At 44.7% G+C, this 18,703-nt stretch carries 14 protein-coding genes and 1 pseudogene; 13 read left to right on the top strand and 2 right to left on the bottom strand.

What is annotated here, in order from left to right; translation table 11 throughout:
• Positions 1-59 precede the first annotated feature (59 nt).
• The 3 genes from GFC30_RS10900 to GFC30_RS10890 are packed head-to-tail and all read left to right on the top strand — an operon-like array spanning position 60 to position 2,422.
• The gene (locus GFC30_RS10900; protein ID WP_066325437.1) at positions 60-932 is read left to right on the top strand and encodes an ABC transporter ATP-binding protein; all 873 of its coding nucleotides are present in this window, start codon (positions 60-62) and stop codon (positions 930-932) included.
• A gap of 12 nt (positions 933-944) precedes the next feature.
• On the top strand, positions 945-1,742 hold the full coding sequence (locus GFC30_RS10895; RefSeq protein ID WP_066325434.1) for an ABC transporter permease subunit: 798 nt from the start codon (positions 945-947) through the stop codon (positions 1,740-1,742).
• A gap of 2 nt (positions 1,743-1,744) precedes the next feature.
• Entirely contained in the window at positions 1,745-2,422 is a 678-nt protein-coding gene (locus GFC30_RS10890; RefSeq protein WP_238583498.1) for a TetR/AcrR family transcriptional regulator, read from the top strand.
• 86 nt (positions 2,423-2,508) lie between these two features.
• On the opposite strand, the gene GFC30_RS10885 is transcribed toward GFC30_RS10890, so the two are convergent.
• Entirely contained in the window at positions 2,509-3,681 is a 1,173-nt protein-coding gene (locus tag GFC30_RS10885) for an ISL3 family transposase (RefSeq protein WP_066322967.1), read from the bottom strand.
• 360 nt (positions 3,682-4,041) lie between these two features.
• Between GFC30_RS10885 and GFC30_RS10880 the strand changes: the two genes are divergently transcribed.
• From GFC30_RS10880 to GFC30_RS10865, 4 genes are all read left to right on the top strand, one after another.
• Complete coding sequence (locus GFC30_RS10880; RefSeq protein WP_066325426.1) at positions 4,042-4,578, top strand: TasA family protein; 537 nt, start codon at positions 4,042-4,044, stop codon at positions 4,576-4,578.
• Positions 4,575-5,522: a signal peptidase I gene (locus GFC30_RS10875; RefSeq protein WP_066325424.1), complete on the top strand. Its 948-nt coding sequence runs from the start codon at positions 4,575-4,577 to the stop codon at positions 5,520-5,522. The genes GFC30_RS10880 and GFC30_RS10875 overlap by 4 nt, the downstream gene beginning before the upstream one ends.
• Before the next feature lie 65 nt (positions 5,523-5,587).
• On the top strand, positions 5,588-7,675 hold the full coding sequence (locus tag GFC30_RS10870; protein ID WP_066325418.1) for a GDYXXLXY domain-containing protein: 2,088 nt from the start codon (positions 5,588-5,590) through the stop codon (positions 7,673-7,675).
• A gap of 150 nt (positions 7,676-7,825) precedes the next feature.
• A complete protein-coding gene (locus tag GFC30_RS10865) occupies positions 7,826-9,028 on the top strand; it encodes an MFS transporter (RefSeq protein WP_066325417.1) in 1,203 nt (400 codons plus the stop codon).
• 46 nt (positions 9,029-9,074) lie between these two features.
• Here the strand turns inward: GFC30_RS10865 and GFC30_RS10860 are convergent.
• A pseudogene (locus GFC30_RS10860) lies at positions 9,075-9,433 on the bottom strand (IS1380 family transposase); the annotation flags it as partial.
• A gap of 302 nt (positions 9,434-9,735) precedes the next feature.
• Here GFC30_RS10860 and GFC30_RS10855 point away from each other — a divergent pair.
• The 6 genes from GFC30_RS10855 (at position 9,736) to GFC30_RS10830 (ending at position 18,468) form a co-directional block, all read left to right on the top strand.
• Entirely contained in the window at positions 9,736-11,052 is a 1,317-nt protein-coding gene (locus GFC30_RS10855) for an FAD-binding oxidoreductase (protein ID WP_066327338.1), read from the top strand.
• A 1-nt stretch (position 11,053) separates the two neighbouring features.
• Complete coding sequence (locus GFC30_RS10850) at positions 11,054-12,388, top strand: (Fe-S)-binding protein (protein ID WP_066325406.1); 1,335 nt, start codon at positions 11,054-11,056, stop codon at positions 12,386-12,388.
• Positions 12,385-13,818: an FAD-binding oxidoreductase gene (locus tag GFC30_RS10845; RefSeq protein ID WP_066325404.1), complete on the top strand. Its 1,434-nt coding sequence runs from the start codon at positions 12,385-12,387 to the stop codon at positions 13,816-13,818. The genes GFC30_RS10850 and GFC30_RS10845 overlap by 4 nt, the downstream gene beginning before the upstream one ends.
• A gap of 102 nt (positions 13,819-13,920) precedes the next feature.
• Positions 13,921-16,095: a malate synthase G gene (locus tag GFC30_RS10840; RefSeq protein WP_066325402.1), complete on the top strand. Its 2,175-nt coding sequence runs from the start codon at positions 13,921-13,923 to the stop codon at positions 16,093-16,095.
• A 176-nt stretch (positions 16,096-16,271) separates the two neighbouring features.
• Positions 16,272-17,462 carry an NAD(P)-dependent malic enzyme gene (locus tag GFC30_RS10835; RefSeq protein WP_066325399.1) on the top strand — a complete coding sequence of 397 codons (1,191 nt, stop codon included), beginning with the start codon at positions 16,272-16,274 and terminating at the stop codon, positions 17,460-17,462.
• 235 nt (positions 17,463-17,697) lie between these two features.
• A complete protein-coding gene (locus GFC30_RS10830; protein ID WP_066325396.1) occupies positions 17,698-18,468 on the top strand; it encodes an IclR family transcriptional regulator in 771 nt (256 codons plus the stop codon).
• The last annotated feature ends 235 nt before the right edge of the window (positions 18,469-18,703 follow it).

The following is an 18,703-nucleotide window of genomic DNA, read 5'->3' as shown; positions in this document are numbered from 1 at the left end:
GTCAAAATTCCATATACTAGGATTGACTATCGAGTCAAAATGTTGAAGGGGGCGAGGATATGAACGTTGTCGATATTCGCCAGTTAACGAAAATGTACAAAAAAAATCGCGGAATTGAGGGCATTACGTTTTCGATTGAAGAAGGCGAAATTTTTGGGTTTATCGGTCCGAACGGTGCGGGGAAAAGTACGACAATTCGTACGCTATTAAATTTTATTTATCCGACAAGCGGGAGTGCGACGATTTTTGGGAAAGATATCGTGAAAGACGCAAAAGAAATTCGCCAGCATGTCGGCTATTTACCGTCGGAAATTCATTATTACGACGATATGAAAGTCATCGATTTGCTCACTTACTCGGCTCGTTTTTACAAAGCAAACGAACAACGAATAAAAACGTTAGCGGAACGGCTAGATCTAGACTTGCATAAAAAAATCGAAGACCTTTCGTTTGGAAATCGGAAAAAGGTCGGGATTGTGCAGGCGCTTTTGCACGAACCGAAACTACTCATTTTAGACGAACCGACGAACGGGCTTGACCCGCTCATGCAAAATACGTTTTTTGAGCTTCTTTTCGAGGAGCGAAAAAAAGGTGCGACGATCTTTTTCTCTTCTCATATTCTTTCTGAAGTACAAAAGCTTTGCGACCGTGTGGCGATTATTAAAGAAGGAAAACTTGTTCAAGTCGAAACAGTCGAACATTTAACGAAAAAAAATTTAAAGTATGTAACGGTCGAGTTAGAACAAGGGAAACGCCTAGACTTTCATTTAGACGGTGTAGTGAAAAAAGAAGAAAAAGGTAGTGAAATAAAGTTGCTTTACAAAGGAGAGATAAAGCAGCTTATTCATCAGCTAGACAGCTTGCCGTTGAAAGACGTAATCATTGGCGAACCGACGTTAGAAGATATCTTTTTGCATTACTATGAAAAGTGAGGAGAGAAACCGATGATTTTTATGCGCGAATGGAAGCGGAATATAAAATCATTACTTGTTTGGAGTACAGTGCTCGGTGGTCTGGTGTTATTAACATTAAGTGTATTTCCACAATTTGCAGAGCAGCAAAAAGAAATGACGAAATTGCTTGAATCGTTGCCAAAATCGATGGTGAAGGCGTTTGGTATGGACCAATTAAATATTGGGAACTTCATGGGGTATTATGGGATTCGCGTTTATATGATGACAACACTATTAGGCAGTATTTATGCAACGATTTTAGGAGCGAACATTGTTGCGAAAGAAGAGAGTGAAAAAACAATTGAATTTTTATTATCAAAACCTTTGACAAGAAGTCGAATTATTACGGAAAAATGGTTGGTTGTCGTTGTCAATATTCTTGCGTTAAATGCAGCGGCGGTTCTTTCTAGCCTCTTTGGTTTTCACATTGCGAAAGGGCATGAAGTTTCGATTAAAACATTTGTACTGTTGACTATTGCGACGATTTTATTACATGTAACGTTTGGGGCGGTGGCATTTTTATTATCGACGATGATGCGAAAAACGAGAAATACCTTATCGATTTCGCTTGGACTTGTATTAGTTGCTTATTTTCTCCATATCATGTCAGGTATTTCCGAAGACTTAGAGTTTCTGAAATATTTCACTCCATTTAAGTACGTGGACGCAGCGCCGATTATTAACAACGAGCAACTAGAGCCACTATACGTTTTTATTATGGCCGCAGTGATTTTGTTTAGCGTTGCGATGTCATATGTGGTATATAAAAAGAAAGATATTGTTGTTTAGAGGTGTCGCCATTGTATTCATCGTTTGAAAAACAGCCGGAAGAAAAAAAGCAGACAATTATTCGCGTCGCCATGGAAGAATTTATGAAGAACGGATACGACAGGGCGTCAACGGATGTCATTACAAGCCGTGCCGGTATTTCCAAAGGACTTTTATTTCATTACTTTAAAAACAAAAAAAACTTATACCTTTATGTCGTTACGTACGCGAAAAACTTATTGGCGGAAAAAGTGATGGAAGCGTTGCAATCTGTTTCAGCGACCGATTTTTTTACGCGAGTGAAAGAAATTGCGCTCGCGAAACAGCGAGTGCTTGCTCAATATCCGTATGAGGCAAAGCTTGCTGTTTCAGCGATGTTGACGCCGCCAGCGGCTGTTAAAAAAGAGATGGAAGAGTTATTAAAGCAACATTACGAAACGTACGAAGAAGCGTTTATGCTTGAACATATCTTTTTAAAACAATTAATTCCGACAGAGAAACTTCGTGACGATGTATCGGCCGATACGGTTCTTGAGATGACGATGGCAATTGTCGACCACGTATCGCAAAAATACCAAAAACGATACCAAAGGAAACCATTTGACTTCCTTCTCCACTCCGACAATATTGTAAAAGAACTGGACGACTATTTCCGCATTATGCAATACGGGATTTATAAGACGGAAGATAAAAAGGGATGAACAAGGAAGTTCATTCCTTTTTTAATAAAGATGGGAAAGGGAGTATAAAATTGGTTCATCACCAAAAGATGTACTTGCCCCTGCCATTAAAGTATGTTAGCTGTTTCTAACCGAACCCGCAATGCAAAACGTTGGATATTTCTGTATCCGTATCCTCGACGTTTAATCAGCTTGATCTTGTTATTCGTTCCCTCCATTTTCCCATTCGAATAAGGCGATAAAATGCACGATATGATTTCGTCTGTTCGTTTGACGAGTGATTTTGCGATGGCACGCACAACCGAACAAGGACAAAACGAATACCGATGAATCCAAGCCTCCAAACGTCGTTTCGCCTGTTGCACGTCTTTGCTTTTGGACACATAGCGAAAATGTTGGAGCGATTGGTAGACAGACTTTAAGTAATCGCTTTCATTACACCATTCTCGTACAATTTGACGTTCTTCCTCTATAAGCTTCTCTGGACATTGGCTCAATAAACGACAAACGTAACGAACATTTCCATGTTTCTTGCCTCCTTTGTCTAAATATTTGCGACAACGCTCTAAAGCATCTGTAAACAGCTGAATGACATGGAAATAATCGACCACATGTGTCGCCTCTGGGCAAATCCCTTGAATCGCTTTTTTCATCGCTGGAGCCAAATCGCTCACGACATACTGAACAGAACCAGACACATGAGCCAACGCACGTCCAATGGCTTCCTCGTTCTTTCCTGCTTCAATGGCATACACTTCTCCCGTTTCGGCATCCATGATCGCCACTCCGTAGTCATGCCCTTTTCGAAAAGCAAACTCATCGACACAAACCGCCTTTGGTTGGATTTCATTCGATAGGAAGGAAGGGGCATGAGTATAAAACCAACGTTCAACGGTCGTGTAAGGAAGCTTGAGCATACGAGCCACTGCCTGAATGGATGTTCCGATGCAAGATTGCGCGACCCATTGCTGAAAAGCATCCGTCGCCACACTTCGAGGAGCGATGGCTGGATAAGACGTGCTGAATGTCATGCCACACGTACCACAACGTCTGCGCTCTACAGGAAGTTCAATCCAAAAAATTCCGATTCGCTGAGCATAGCCATGCATCCATTGCTTCTTTTTGCATGTCATTTTGATCGTGCGCTTCAAGCAGACAGGACATAACGGGCATTGTTCGGGCAGAGAAAGTTCGAAAATCCAACGTTCTTCTTCTTTTCGTACCTTTTGAATCAAAACATCTGGTAAATCGATGAGTTCTTTGATAAACTGAGAGTACATGCGAATTTTCCTCCAATGGTTTGGTTTGGTCACCTTTACCATACAGGAAAATTCGCATTTTTTGTACCCTCTATTTTCTCTATGCACACCTATCTTAAATGATCAAGTACAACTTGTGGTGAAGAGCCATAAAATTTTGTAATTAGGAAGAGAGTTGTCTAGCTCCAAGCGCCATCGGTGTGATGCGCTTCGTCCCTTCTTTTGGCGGCTAAGTCTCCTCGGTGGAGCTTGTGCGCTCTTCGCCGATAGGCGGGCGCTTTTCTTATTTACTTCCGCCCCTCCCTGTTTTGTTGTAAATGTCCACACCTCTCGTTCTTCCTTTGCATACTTATATGAAAACCACATATTAAAGGAGGTACGATGGTGTACAAGCGATGGAAAAATAGATGGTTAGCGCTTGTTGCTTTGTTTTTCTTGCTGTTTCCGTTATGGTTAATTGGAGAAACGAATGCGTTATTTACAGATCAACAAACTGTACCAAACAATACTGCTTCAACTGCTACATTAAAAGTTTCTGTTTCACCTTCTCCTATTTTTAATGTTTCTAATTTGATTCCTGGAGATGTCATTCAGCGAACGGTAACAGTCAAAAACGACGGTACGGTTCCGTTTACTTACTCCATTCAAGGTAGTGCTACGAACAATACATTATTATGGACAGATAAAACGAACGGCTTGCAATTAACAATTGTAAAAGATGCAACAACGTATTTTACTGGTCCGATTTCTAACATTAATACAAACCCTAATCCGGAATTATTGCTAGCACCTGGGGCGAGTGATCAGCTTCAATTTACGATTACCTTTCCAGTAACAGCAAATAACGCTTTTCAAAACTTAACGGAGACGATTACTTTTACTGTTTCTGCGATGCAATTGCCGGGGGCTGCGCGATGAAAAAAATACATTGGCTATTGCTGATGTCGTTCTTTTTTTGTTTATGCGCCTGCTTGTTTTATTTAAACGGTTGGAGAGCAAATGTCGTGTTGACGAACAGTATGGCACCAACTGTACCGAAAGGCTCACTCGTCATTACAAAGCCACTATTGGAAAAGGAGCCGTTAGTAGGAAAGATCGTGTTATTTTACTATTCGCCGTTTAAAGCGTACGTGCTACATCGAGTACAAGGAGAGACAATCACGCTTGAAACAAAAGGGGATGCGAACATTATTCACGATCCTGTGACCATTAGCCGGGCAAATGTTCGTGGAGTGTATGTGATGCATATTCCGCTACTCGGTGCATGGCTCAACGTCATCAAATCCTACGCTTGGCTTATCGTACTACTTTTTTTGCTTTTTTGGTATCGGCACTTGCTCGTTTGTGTATTTCTCGTCCTATTTCCTTTTAATGCCCATGCAACGTTTCAATCGGCAGCTGCTACCCCGAGTTATGTGACAACGGGTTCAAGTTTTTTCTTTTATTACTTGCTAGACAGCACCTCAACGAAACAGCCTTCAAATCAAAACGCATACGTATCTACCGGGCGAAATGCAACGCTTGCATTAGATGTTGGTACCGTTTCCGGTGTCGTTAACTTTCAGACAACGGTTTCTAATGTGTTTACGATTACGAATAAAACAAACGGAACAAGAACCGTTTCACTTACGGTGCAAAACGTTTCCCGTCCCCCGCTCTCGCTCGTTGGTATCGGTTATATTGTTAGCGTTCCGGCTTCGTTCTCGATCGCAGCGGGCGACACCGTTTCCGTCCCGTTAAAAATAGCTTTTTTGCCGCTTCTTTCTATCCCAGGGACGTATCGAGGAGTTATCGTTATTTCGGATGGAGCTACCGGTCTTTCGTTTCAAGTACCGATTACATTACAAGTGAACTTACTGTAGTTGTATCTTCTGACAAGAAACTGTAGTATACTTATAGTAAAGGTATGCCAAAAGGAGGCGGAACGATGGTCGAACGTGTGGTGAAGACAGGGTATTTGCTTGGGATATCCCTGCTTGTAGCGGCGATAATTTATTTTTTTGCGGCGAATTGGCAAGGGTTTGACCGACTGACGAAAGTGGCGTTAAGCATCGGGATGATGGGATTGTTTTACGGTGGGAGCGCGGTTGTCGCCTATACAGTGAAGCGCCACCGGTTTTTAAGCCATTGGCTGTTTGTGTGCGGGGCGATTGCGTTTGGCATTTCGGTTGCGCTTATTGGGCAAATTTACAACTCCCACGCCGACAGTTTTTGGCTCTTTCTTATTTGGCTCATTCCTAGCTCCTTTTTTGCTTTATTGACCCGCTATTCCCCTCTTCGGTTGTTGAGCGTTTTGTTATTACAGCTTACATTTTGGTTTTATTATTTTCCGTCTTCTTACCAAATCGAACGAAGTGAATGGGAGTCGTTTGTGCTTCTTCTCTTGTTTGCCGTTAGTAATGCGGTCATTTTTGCTATCAGCCGTTCGACCATGGCGTACGCGGCCTATATTGCAATGCACGGCTGGCTATTTGTTTTGTTTGTGATCGGGATAACGGGGGAGAAATTCAAATTTTGGCCGTATGCATATGCGCTTTTGTTTTTTGCTCTCTTTTATTTTCTCAAACGGCGGTCGTATGTGTTACTTACAGGCGTTTTTGCTGGCGCGTTTTTCATCACGCAATATTTCCGGTTCGTTGAACAGTATTTTCAAGAATGGGTGTTTTTTTCCGGGCTGTTGCTAGCGGCTGCCATTATTTATATGGGCGCACTTTTAGTAAAGCGGACGATGAGGCGTTCTTCTGTTTCTAATGCTACTTCTGCTTCTGACGAGAAAGGAAAAGTGTTCGTCGCATTGTTTCAAGCGCTCGTAACCGCTGTTGCTTCCGCGCTTGTCGTTTCGAGTGTGATGGGGCTTATCGCCTTATGGACGAACGATTTTTCCCCGTATATGTTGTTTTTGTTAGCCATTGGCGGGTTTGTCGTGCCAGCGCTCGTTTGGCGCAAAGGAAACAAAGTCGTGCGGTATACGTTATTAGCCGTTGGCTATATGCTTGGAGCGTTTAGCGCTTCTGGCGTTTCCGTTTTCTTTTTAGCCGGCTATAGCGCTGTTTTAGCCGGATTGTTTTTCCGTTCTCCAATAGGGGTGCGCATCATGACGGCCATCGCTCTGTCCATTTATGGCGCCATCATTGTATCTCACTGGACGGACGATTTTCGCTTCATGCTGCTAGTTGTTTTGATTTTTAATGGCATATTATACACGTTTAGTAAAAGGAAGCACGAACGAATCGTTTTCCTTTCACTTAGTTTTGGTGCGCTTGTACTAATGACTACTGATATCGCCGATCGATGGGACGTATTATTTCATATATTGTTTGTCACAGCTCTGTTCGGCTTTCTCTTTTTTCAAAAAGATCGATATGAACGTGCCGTCGCATGGGGGTATTGGTGGATATTTTTTGTGTGGAAATATTACGAATATGCGTGGGATTTGTTGCATAAGTCGCTTACGTTCTCGCTTGCTGGCATTGTATTGCTTACGGTTACTGCGCTTTTCGAAAAACGAAAACCGCTTGTTTTTACAGAAAAAAGTATTTTTCGGAAAAAAGGGCTACTTATCGGAATCATTGCGTTACAAGTAGCAGCCATCGGATATACTGCGTTTTCGAAAGAACAGCTCTTAACGCACGGAAAGCTGGTGAAGCTACAGTTAGTGCCGATCGATCCGCGCTCGTTGTTGCAAGGGGACTATGTGCGGCTTGGCTACGAAATTTCGACGGTAAAAAACGTGGACGAACGCGGGACGATTCAAGTTATTTTGCGAAAAGACGAAGAGGGGGTTTATCGTTTCGTCGATATATATTCGCTTAACGGAAAGCTGTACCACTCGGACGCTTATCAAACTGGTGATGTATTAATGAACGGCAAACTCAATGGCGATACAGTCGTTTACGGAATTGAGTCGTATTTTGTTCCAGAAAAAACAGGAGGAGACGTGCAGCGCCGTGCCCGCTTTGCCTACGTTCGTGTCAGCCAAACCGGTGATGCCATTTTAGAAAAGGTAAGCGATTAATAACTAGCATAAGCGATGTTGAACGCTTGAACGTTAGAAAAACCGTCCACATAATGGGCGGTTTTTGTTTTGCAAGAGCAAAAAAATTGCAACATTTGCAAAAAGGATTATAATGTAAATATTCAGTTCTATGGCAAGGAGAGGAAAAAAATGCAAGCAAATGTAGATCAGGCTTTATGCATTCGCACGACGGTGTATCCGATTTTAATTGCGATTAGCGTCGGCCATTTGTTAAATGATGCGATGCAAGCCGTCGTCCCCGCGCTTTTTCCAGTTTTAGAATCAACGATGAAATTGTCGTATACGCAAATTGGTTGGATTGCCTTTGTGCTTAATATGACATCATCGGTACTTCAGCCGGTCGTCGGTTTGTTTTCTGACCGCCACCCTTCGCCGCATTTTTTGCCGCTTGGCATGGCCGCTAGTTTACTAGGGATGATTGGATTGGCGTTTGCGCCGCACTTTTTCTTTGTTTTATTCGCCGTTCTTTTTATCGGCTTAGGTTCTGCGGTGTTTCATCCGGAAGGGTCGCGCGTTGTTTATTTTGCCGCAGGGGAAAAGCGGGGGCTTGCACAGTCGATTTATCAAGTCGGCGGTAATACAGGAAACGCGCTAGCACCGCTGTTTACGGCGCTTATTTTTGTTCCATTCGGACAAAAAGGAGCAGGTTGGTTCGCGCTTGTCGCGCTCGTTGGCATGCTTGTGCTATTTTGGGTGTCGAAATGGTATGCAGGAAAATTGGAAGCTGCTCGCACGCGCAAGCAAAAAGGCGTCGCAACAATGGATAAAGCAGGACGCCGACGAGTCATTTTTGCGTTAGTGCTCTTAGTCTTTTTAGTCTTTGCCCGTTCATGGTATTACGCTGGAATTTCTAATTATTATCAGTTTTACTTAATCAAATATTACGGCATTTCGATTCGAGAAGCGCAATTATATTTATTTGTGTTTATGATTGCGGGCGCGATAGGCACGTTTTTCGGCGGCCCGTTGGCAGACCGCTTTGGCAGACGAAATTTAATGATTGCATCGACGCTTGGCACAGCACCGTTTGCGCTTATGCTCCCATATCTCCCACTTGCGCTTGTTTTGCCGGTTGTTTTTATCGCCGGGTTTGTTTTATCTTCGAGCTTTGCAACGTTTGTCGTGTATGCGCAAGAACTGCTCCCCGGTAATGTCGGCATGGCGTCTGGCTTAATTGTAGGTCTTGCGTTTGGCATGGGGGCGCTTGGAGCGGTAGTGCTTGGAAAAATCGCCGACGTCTACACATTAAAAACACTTATGACAATGTGCAGTTTTCTCCCACTTCTTGGCATTTTAACATTTTTGTTGCCGAAAGAAGGGCAGGTGAACTAAAAAAGCTGGGTTTCCCTGGCTTTTTTAGTTTATGCAACTGTCCATTTTCCCAAAGAATCGTGGCTGTCCTCGGAAGACAAGCCAGCTGATCGAGCCGTTGCCGTAAAGTCGCAGAGGAAGGCACGTGTTTGATGCTCAGCGATGTCGCAAATAGATCATCATGACGATACGCTTCGATAGATCGAAATCCGTTTTTCCTGTGGCAAGCAAACCGATCATCGAGCGAATGACATCCCCGTGAGAGATGTGAACATCTCGGCGCACCTGCGGAAGCCGAAGGACGTTTAACCGTTTGTCGAGTTTCGTTTGATGAAGCAAGCAGCCAACGAGGGCAAGCCCAGCACTTGGGGTGATCGCTTCATCTGTCAATACAAAACGAATGGGGAAATCTTTTGTGACATTCACCTACTCGATGAAGAGTTATGTACATCATTTTCCCTTATCGTACCAACGGTTTGCGACCATTGTAAAGATGTTTCATCACGGATTCAGGTACCATTTTTTTCGTTGACTTTTTGTTAAGGGGTTTGGCAAAAACCACGTACGTTAGACTATTTTGTAAATTCTAAAAATTAATTGAAAAACAAATCAATTGGTGTTTTAATAATACATAAAGGAGATGGGAGTTAGCTTGGATGGGAAAGTATATTTTTTTCTCGAAAACGGGAAACGATGTTTCTTATTACAAAACAAAGGAGGGGTGTGCGTTGTATACAGCGCGGTTAGTCGACGAGTTGAACACGCTATTTCCAGAAATACATAAAGAGGAACAAGGCGCGCATCCGCTTGGAAATGGCGGCGATGTAGCATTGTTTCCGCAAACCGAAGATGAAATTAGAAAAATTGTAAACTATGCACGCGAAAAGAAGAAAAAGCTCGCTATTATTGGCGGCGGAACGAAACGAGGGTTTGGTGGTTTAGTCGAGCGTATGGACCTGTTGTTGTCGCTTGCCAATTATCGAGGCATCGTCGAACATGCTGTTGCGGATATGGTAATCACCGTAAAAGCGGGGACGAAATTTCAAGAGTTACAAGACTACTTGGCAGAATACCGGCAAAAAATAGCGTTAGACCCTTTTTTGCCTCAATCCGCTACTATTGGCGGGGTCATTGCGGCAAACGATAGTGGGCCAAAGCGGCTTGGGTACGGCGCGGCAAGGGATAGCGTCATTGGCTTGCGCCTCATTTATCCAGACGGAACGGTCATTCGCACCGGTGGCAAAGTCGTCAAAAACGTTGCTGGTTACGATATGAACAAGCTGTTTATCGGTTCGATGGGGACGCTTGGCATTTTGTCTGAAATAACGCTCAAACTTCGTCCTCTTCCAAAATATGAAAGTCTTGTCTTACTTGCTTTCCCAACAGGAGATACCGACGCTATCCGTTCGTTTGCTATTCAACTTCTTGACGCAATGATGGAGCCTGTTTGCATAGAGCTGCTCAATCCGTCATTGGCAGAACGGCTTACTGGAAAACGTGCGTATACGTTAGCGATCGGCTTTGAAGATGTCAAAAGTGCTGTCCATTACCAAGAAGCGTTTGTTCAGCGCACGCAGCCGCCACATACAACCATTACAATTCTCCCACCGCAAGAGGCGCAAAAATTTTGGCAAACGTTTTATCAAATCATGCCAAACGGCACTACTTTGCCAACGAACGACACGATCGAAGCAGCGATGAAAATCGGGGTCATCAACTTAGACGTCATTTCTGTGCTTCGGGAAAGCGAATTATTGCAAGCACTTCATGTCGACATCTGCGCACACGGAGGGGTAGGGCACGGGTTATGCCGAGTATATCTAAAAGGTGCGGCAGAGTCTGTCGTGACGGCAATGGAGAAATTGCGAACAATCGCTAGACGGCATAAAGGATATGCCATCGTTACCCATTTGCCACTTTCTTTACGCCAAACGATTGACGTCTGGGGCGGAAAGCCGTCCTACTTCTTTTTACTCGAAGGAATTAAAACAAAGATCGATCCACAACGCATGTTTAACGACCAACGATTTGTAGGAGGGATCTAGGATGAACAGTGCTGGCCAAAATCAAGCAAAAACGCTCGGCAATTATCGTTGGCGTGATTTACCCGATCCGAATAAATGGGCGGATTGCGTGCATTGCGGAATGTGCTTGGAATCGTGTCCGACGTATGAACAAACAGGGCAAGAACAACATTCGCCCCGTGGACGGGTGCATTTGATGAAAGCAGTAGCGGAAGGGCGATTAGAGATTACTGACGATTTTATTGATCCGATTTTTGCTTGCCTTGACTGCCGAGCGTGCACGACCGCCTGCCCTGCCGACGTGGATGTCGGTGGGTTAATCGAAGAAGTGCGCTGGCAAATTCGTCAAGCCATTCCATTAACGGGAATGAAAGCGTTCATTAGCAAACTTTTCTTGCAAGGGATTTTCCCGTATCCGTCACGTTTGCAGGCGCTAGGAAAGATGCTCCAATTCTATCAAAAAAGCGGACTGCAAAAAATCGCACGCCAAACAGGCTTACTTCGCTTGCTTCCAGAACATTTGGCGGAAATGGAAGCGGTATTGCCAGCAGTCGGTGAACCCGTTCGTAAAAAATATAAGCATACGCTCGTTAAAGCAAAAGGAGAAACGAAACATACGGTTGCTCTACTTACTGGCTGCATCATGGACGTGGTGTTTAGCGATATTCATGAAGCAACGATTCGTGTGCTAACTTATAACGGGAACGACGTCGTCATCCCCTCGACGCAAACGTGCTGCGGGGCGTTGCATGTACATGCGGGGGATAAAGAAACAGGAAAAATGCTTGCGAAACAAAACATCGAAGCGTTCCAAGACGTGGACCGTGTAGTGGTCAACGCGGCAGGTTGTGGCTGTATGTTAAAAGAATACCCTGAGTTGTTCCGTGACGACCCTATCTGGCACGAAAAATCAACACAATTTTCTAAGAAAGTAGAAGACATCTCCAAATATCTTTACGAGACAGGATACGAACATCCGCAAGCGGAATTAGCGATGCGCATTACGTACCACGACGCTTGTCACTTAGCCCATGGCCAAGGCATTCGCCAAGAGCCGCGCGCGATTTTAGCGAGCATCCCTGGCGTAGAATTAGTGGAAATGGCAAACGCCGACCGGTGCTGTGGCAGTGCTGGCATTTACAACATTACCTATCCAGAAATGGCGCAAGCGGTATTACAAAGCAAAATGGAAAACATCCCGAACGAAGTAGAAATCATTTCAATGGGAAACCCGGGCTGTATGTTGCAAATGGCGATGGGGGTATTAAAACATGGACGAAACGAAAAAATCATGCATCCCGTCCAATTACTAGACTGGGCGTATCAAAAAGAAAACGGAAAGGAATGGCGGACATGAGAAAGAAAATATTTCGTACGAATGACCCGCACATTCAAGCGCTCGCTCGGATCGTTGGCGAGGAGGCGATTTTATTTAAAAAAGAAGATTTAATCGCTTACGACTGCGATGGCTTCACAGTGCATCGCCATTTACCAAAAGCGGTCGTGTTTCCAAAAAATACAGAAGAAGTAGCGGCGGTCGTAAAATATTGCCATGAACACGACTTGCCATTTCTTGCCCGTGGTGCAGGTACAGGGCTTAGTGGAGGAGCGATTCCGCTAAACGGAGAAGTTGTCATTAGTTTAGTGCGGATGAAACGCTTAATTAGTGTTGATTTAGAAAACCGCCGTGCGGTCGTAGAACCTGGATTTGTTAATTTAAAGCTCACGAACTCGATTGCCAATCGCGGCTATTACTATGCACCTGACCCATCTAGCCAATATTGCTGTACGATTGGCGGAAATGTCGCTGAAAATGCTGGCGGAGCCCATTGTTTAAAGTACGGCGTAACGACTAACCATATTTTGGGGCTAGAAGTCGTACTTCCGAACGGAGAAGTTATTGAAATTGGCGAAAACGGCATCCTCGACCCACTAGGGTATGATTTGCTTGGACTGTTGACAGGTTCTGAAGGGACATTAGGAATCGTAACCAAAATTACGGTGCGCATTTTGAAAAACCCAGAAGCAAAACAAACGGTGCTTGCCTATTTCGACCGTGTTGCCGATGCAAGCCAAGCCGTTTCCGACATCATTTCCGCCGGAATGGTGCCTGCTGCTTTAGAAATGATGGATCAAACCGCAATTGAAGCGGTCGAAGCGGCAGCGTTTCCTGTCGGACATCCAAACGACATTGAGGCGTTGCTATTAATTGAAGTAGACGGCATTTCGGCTGGGATTGACGAGCAGATTGAGGAGATTTTACACATTTGCCGAAAGCGGAACGTCCGCGAAGTGAAAGTAGCCCAAAACGAACAAGAACGGGCGAAGTGGTGGGCAAACCGAAAGACCGGATTTGGAGCGATGGGAGCAATATCTCCAGACTATTTAGTGCAAGACGGGGTCATTCCGCGCAGCAAATTGCCGGAAGTATTGCAGCAAATCGAGCAAATCAGCAAAAAATACGGTTTGCGAATCGCAAACATTTTCCATGCTGGAGATGGAAATCTACATCCGCTCGTATTATTTAATTCGGAAAAACCGGGGGAAACGGAAAAAGCGCTCGCCGCGGGAAGCGAATGTTTGCAGGCGTGCGCGGCAGTAGGCGGATCGATTACCGGAGAACACGGAGTTGGCGTCGAGAAAAAAGAAGAAATGCGCTTTATTTTTACAGATGACGAAATAACCGCCCAGACGAATATTCGCGATGTGTTTAACCCGAAAAATTTATTGAACGCTGGGAAGCTATTCCCGACTCCAGGGCGCTGTGTGGAAGTAAAAAAGGCGTAAAATCGTCAGAAAATAATTGAAATGGCTTCTGTCACATGATATGATTTTGGTAAATAATTAAGAAACATTGTTTCGTAATAACAAACAGGGAGAGGGGAAAAGATGTACGTAAAAGTAGGAAATCTTCAAGTTGCAGAGTTGTTTTACGAGTTTATGAACAAAGAAGTAATCCCGAATAGCGGAGTCGACCGCGAAAAATTTTGGGCGGATGTTGAAGCGTTAGTGAAAGAACTAACACCAAAAAATAAAGCGTTGCTTGCTCGTCGTGACGAACTACAAGAAAAGCTAAACGATTGGCATCGAACGCATCGCGGCAATGTGAACCTAGAAGAATACAAAGCGTTTTTAACCGACATCGGCTATTTAGAGCCAGAAGTGGACGATTTCACGATCACGACAGAAGGCGTCGATGAAGAAATTGCCGTCCAAGCTGGTCCACAGCTTGTCGTGCCAGTAACGAACGCCCGCTATGCGCTCAACGCGGCGAACGCCCGCTGGGGAAGTTTATATGATGCGCTTTATGGAACGGACGCCATTAGCGAAGAAGATGGGGCAGAACGCGGCAATACGTATAACCCAATCCGAGGGGAAAAAGTCATTGCCTATGCGCGCCAATTTTTAGATGAAGCAGTGCCATTAAACGGCTATTCACATAAAGATGCCGTGAAATATGCAATCGTTGATGGGAAATTAGTAGTGACCGTTCGGGATGGAAAGACGGCAACGCTGCAAGACGAAACGAAATTTGTTGGCTATCAAGGAAGCGCAGAAGAGCCGTCGGCAATTTTATTAAAAAATAACGGACTTCATATCGAAATTCAAATCGATCGTACACATCCAATTGGGAAGACGGACGACGCTGGCGTGAAAGACATTTATTTAGAAGCAGCGCTTACGACGATTATGGATTGCGAAGATTCCGTTGCCGTTGTGGATGCGGAAGATAAAGTGCTTGTATATCGCAACTTGCTCGGCTTAGTCAAAGGGGACTTAAAGGCAACGTTTGTGAAAGGAAACAAAACAGTCACGCGCGGCTTAAATCCAGACCGTACGTACCAATCGCCAAGTGGCGAGGAAGTGACGTTGCCAGGCCGCTCGCTTATGTTTGTTCGCAACGTCGGTCATTTGATGACCAACAATACGATTTTAGATGAGAACGGGGAAGAAATATATGAAGGAATACTCGATGCGGTTGTGACGAGCTTAATTATGAAACATTCGTTGCTTGGCAACGGACGTTATCCAAACTCGCGCAAAGGCTCTATTTATATCGTTAAACCGAAAATGCACGGCTCGGAAGAAGTTGCGTTTGCCAACGAACTATTTGACCGCGTTGAAGATATGCTTGGTTTACAGCGAAACACGATTAAAATCGGTGTGATGGACGAAGAACGGCGCACGACGCTTAACTTGAAAAACTGCATCTTTCAAGTAAAAGATAGAATTGTATTTATCAACACTGGCTTCCTTGATCGGACGGGTGACGAAATCCATACCTCGATGGAAGCTGGTCCGATGATTCGGAAAAACGATATGAAGTTTTCGACATGGCTGCAGGGCTATGAAAAATCCAATGTCACGACAGGGCTGTCTGCCGGCTTCCAAGGTCGCGCACAAATCGGAAAAGGAATGTGGGCAATGCCAGATTTGATGGCAGAGATGCTCAAACAAAAGGGAGGGCAATTAAAAGCAGGCGCCAACACTGCGTGGGTTCCTTCGCCAACCGCTGCAACGTTGCATGCGCTTCATTATCACCAAATCGACGTTGCGAGCGTGCAAGCGGAGTTGCGAAAAGAGAAAAAAGACTACCGCGACGATATTTTGCAAATTCCGGTTGCTACTAACCCACAATGGACACCGGAAGAAATCCAACAAGAACTTGATAATAACGCGCAAGGCATTCTCGGTTATGTCGTTCGTTGGATTGATCAAGGGATTGGTTGCTCGAAAGTTCCAGATATTAATAATATCGGCTTAATGGAAGACCGGGCGACGTTACGTATTTCTAGTCAGCATATTGCCAATTGGCTGCATCACGGCATTTGCACAAAAGAGCAAGTGCTAGAAACATTGAAACGAATGGCAAAAGTCGTAGACGAACAAAACGCTGGCGACCCAGCGTATCGCCCGATGGCGCCAGATTACGACAACTCTGTAGCGTTCCAAGCAGCATGCGACCTTGTCTTTAAAGGATATGAACAACCAAACGGCTACACAGAACCGATTTTGCATTCCCGTCGCCTCGAAGCAAAAGCAAAATTTGCTACAGTGAAATAAACAGCACGAAAAATGGGCATTCTATAAACGGAATGCCCATTTTACAAAAATGTACGTTGACGAACAGAACCATTTCTTTCATAGTGCTTGATATGTCAGAATATTCAGATATAATAAAAAGAAAAAGGGAGGTGTAAACCCTAGTTACATACCATTAGCAGTAACTAGGTCAGGCTATGCAGAACCTTCGGGAACAATCGTTAGCGCTTCATCACGAGGCGAAAGGAAAACTGAGCATTCATGTAAAAGTACCACTCGAAAACGCAAAAGATTTAAGTTTAGCTTATTCCCCGGGGGTAGCAGAGCCGTGCAAAGCGATTTGCGAACATCCGGAGAGCATCTACAACTATACGATGAAAGGGAATTTTGTGGCCGTTGTGTCGGACGGGTCAGCAGTATTAGGATTAGGAAATATCGGCGCGGAAGCATCGCTGCCAGTAATGGAAGGGAAAGCTGCGCTATTTAAAGCATTTGCAGGGATTGATGCCGTACCGCTTTGCGTGAATACGAGCGACCCTGAACAAATCGTTCAAATCGTAAAAGCGCTCGAGCCGACGTTCGGTGGGATTAATTTAGAAGATATTGCAGCACCGAATTGCTTTATTATTGAAGAGCGATTGAAGAAAGAGATGAATATCCCTGTATTTCATGATGACCAGCATGGCACGGCAATTGTCACCGCTGCAGGACTTTTGAATGCGCTAAAAGTGGTAGACAAACGGCTAGAAGATTGCCGCATCGTTGTGAATGGTGCCGGTGCAGCAGGAATTGCGGTAACGAAGCTGCTTCATTCTATGGGAGCAGGCGACATCGTCATGTGCGATTCAAAAGGCGCCATTTTTAAAGGGCGCGCATACGGAATGAACGCCATGAAAGAAGCGGTGGCAGAAATAACGAACAAAGGCGGAGTGCAAGGAACGCTGCATGAGGTGATGAAAGATGCTGATGTGTTTATCGGTGTGTCGGTTGCGCATGCAGTGACACCAGAAATGGTGCGGTCGATGAAAGAAGGAGCGATTGTGTTTGCAATGGCAAATCCGATTCCGGAAATTATGCCGGAAGCAGCCAAAGCTGCTGGCGCTGCTGTCGTTGGAACCGGTCGCTCTGATTTCCCAAACCAAGTCAATAACGTCCTTGCATTTCCAGGCATTTTTAAAGGGGCGTTAAAGGTAAGAGCGACAGAAATTAACGAACGAATGAAATTGGCGGCGGTATATGCCATTGCGAATTTAATTGCCCAAGACGAATTGACGAGCGAGTATGTCATTCCGCATCCGCTCGACCGGCGGGTGGTCGAAGCTGTCGCAAATGCGGTCGCCCGTGCTGCGTTGGAAACGGGCGTAGCGCGAGCAGCGGAAGTATTGTAGGAAAAAACGAATCCAAACACGTCGGCAAGGTTCTTTGCTTTCTGACGTTTGACTTGGCATGTAGCAATGTTTTCTTCGAAGAACAATAAATGTTTGCGAGCAAGTTGTCTTTGCCAGCTGACGTTCTCGTTGGAAGGACGAGGAAGGTTTGCTAATAGGACAGGAAAATGGTCGAATGCCCGGTAAGCAATGTGCTATAATAACGGTTATGATGTGGTGCAAGGAGTGAACGTACTTGGAAAAAGAGAATATGGTAAAATCAGTTAGCCGGGCGTTGCGAATCATTGACATTGTCAGCGCAAAAAAAGACGGGCTAGGAGTTACCGAGATTGCTAAGCAGATGGATATTAATAAAAGTTCGGTATATCGCATTTTATCGACACTTGTGCAGCACGGGTATATTGAGCAAGACGAGGAAACAGAGCGGTATAAACTAGGCTATAAATTTCTTGAAATGAGCTCAAAATTGCTCGATGCAATTGATTTGCGAACGGAAGCCAAACCGTATTTGCGGGAGTTAGAAAAAGCGACGAACGAAGTCGTTCACCTTGTCGTCTATGACCAAGGGGAAGTGATTTATATTGAAAAACTCGAAGGAACAGAAACGCTGCGCATGCATTCGAAAGTCGGAAAACGGGCGCCGATGCACTGTACGGCGGTTGGGAAAGCGATTCTTGCCCATTTGCCGCTAAATATTGTCCTTGATATTTTAGAGCGAAAGGGACTACCAAAGCATACCAATCATACGATTACAGACAAAGAAATGTTTTTGCAAGAGCTAGCCGGTGTACGAAAAAATGGCTATGCGCTTGATTTAGAAGAAAATGAATATGGGATTCGCTGCATCGCTGTCCCGATTTTCGACCATACCGGACACGTCATCGCGGCAGTAAGCGTCTCCGGTCCAACAATCCGGATGACAGACGAGCGGCTCGAACAACTTCACGCCCACATGCGCCATATCGGCCAGCAGCTATCTGCAAGGCTTGGGTATAAAGAAAAGTAGGACATCCTAACACGGTGTCCTTTTTGTATGCACTTGTTTTGTTTCTTTTTTCCATTTAACATATACAGCAACTGGGGAGTTTCACTTATTTTTTCGACTGTCAGAGGAAGCTAAAGGCTTGCCTGCGTCACGCGTTCGCGTGACGGAGAACCGAACAACGAGCCGCCTCCCAGACAAATTTATTTGTCTGGGAGCGGTGTTGGTCAAAGATAGGAAATTTTGCAATTAGGCAGAG

The organism is Anoxybacillus amylolyticus (genome assembly GCF_001634285.1).
Taxonomy (GTDB): Bacteria; Bacillota; Bacilli; order Bacillales; family Anoxybacillaceae; genus Anoxybacteroides; species Anoxybacteroides amylolyticum.
Note: the sequence above shows the minus strand (reverse complement) of the source record. Positions and strands in the feature narration are given on the sequence as shown.

Coding starts and splice junctions, on each gene's coding strand:
- GFC30_RS10900 (WP_066325437.1), top strand. CDS start 60: ATGAACGTTGTCGATATTCGCCAGTTAACGAAAATGTACAAAAAAAAT.
- GFC30_RS10895 (WP_066325434.1), top strand. CDS start 945: ATGATTTTTATGCGCGAATGGAAGCGGAATATAAAATCATTACTTGTT.
- GFC30_RS10885 (WP_066322967.1), bottom strand. CDS start 3,681: ATGTACTCTCAGTTTATCAAAGAACTCATCGATTTACCAGATGTTTTG.
- GFC30_RS10880 (WP_066325426.1), top strand. CDS start 4,042: ATGGTGTACAAGCGATGGAAAAATAGATGGTTAGCGCTTGTTGCTTTG.
- GFC30_RS10875 (WP_066325424.1), top strand. CDS start 4,575: ATGAAAAAAATACATTGGCTATTGCTGATGTCGTTCTTTTTTTGTTTA.
- GFC30_RS10870 (WP_066325418.1), top strand. CDS start 5,588: ATGGTCGAACGTGTGGTGAAGACAGGGTATTTGCTTGGGATATCCCTG.
- GFC30_RS10865 (WP_066325417.1), top strand. CDS start 7,826: ATGCAAGCAAATGTAGATCAGGCTTTATGCATTCGCACGACGGTGTAT.
- GFC30_RS10850 (WP_066325406.1), top strand. CDS start 11,054: ATGAACAGTGCTGGCCAAAATCAAGCAAAAACGCTCGGCAATTATCGT.
- GFC30_RS10845 (WP_066325404.1), top strand. CDS start 12,385: ATGAGAAAGAAAATATTTCGTACGAATGACCCGCACATTCAAGCGCTC.
- GFC30_RS10840 (WP_066325402.1), top strand. CDS start 13,921: ATGTACGTAAAAGTAGGAAATCTTCAAGTTGCAGAGTTGTTTTACGAG.
- GFC30_RS10835 (WP_066325399.1), top strand. CDS start 16,272: ATGCAGAACCTTCGGGAACAATCGTTAGCGCTTCATCACGAGGCGAAA.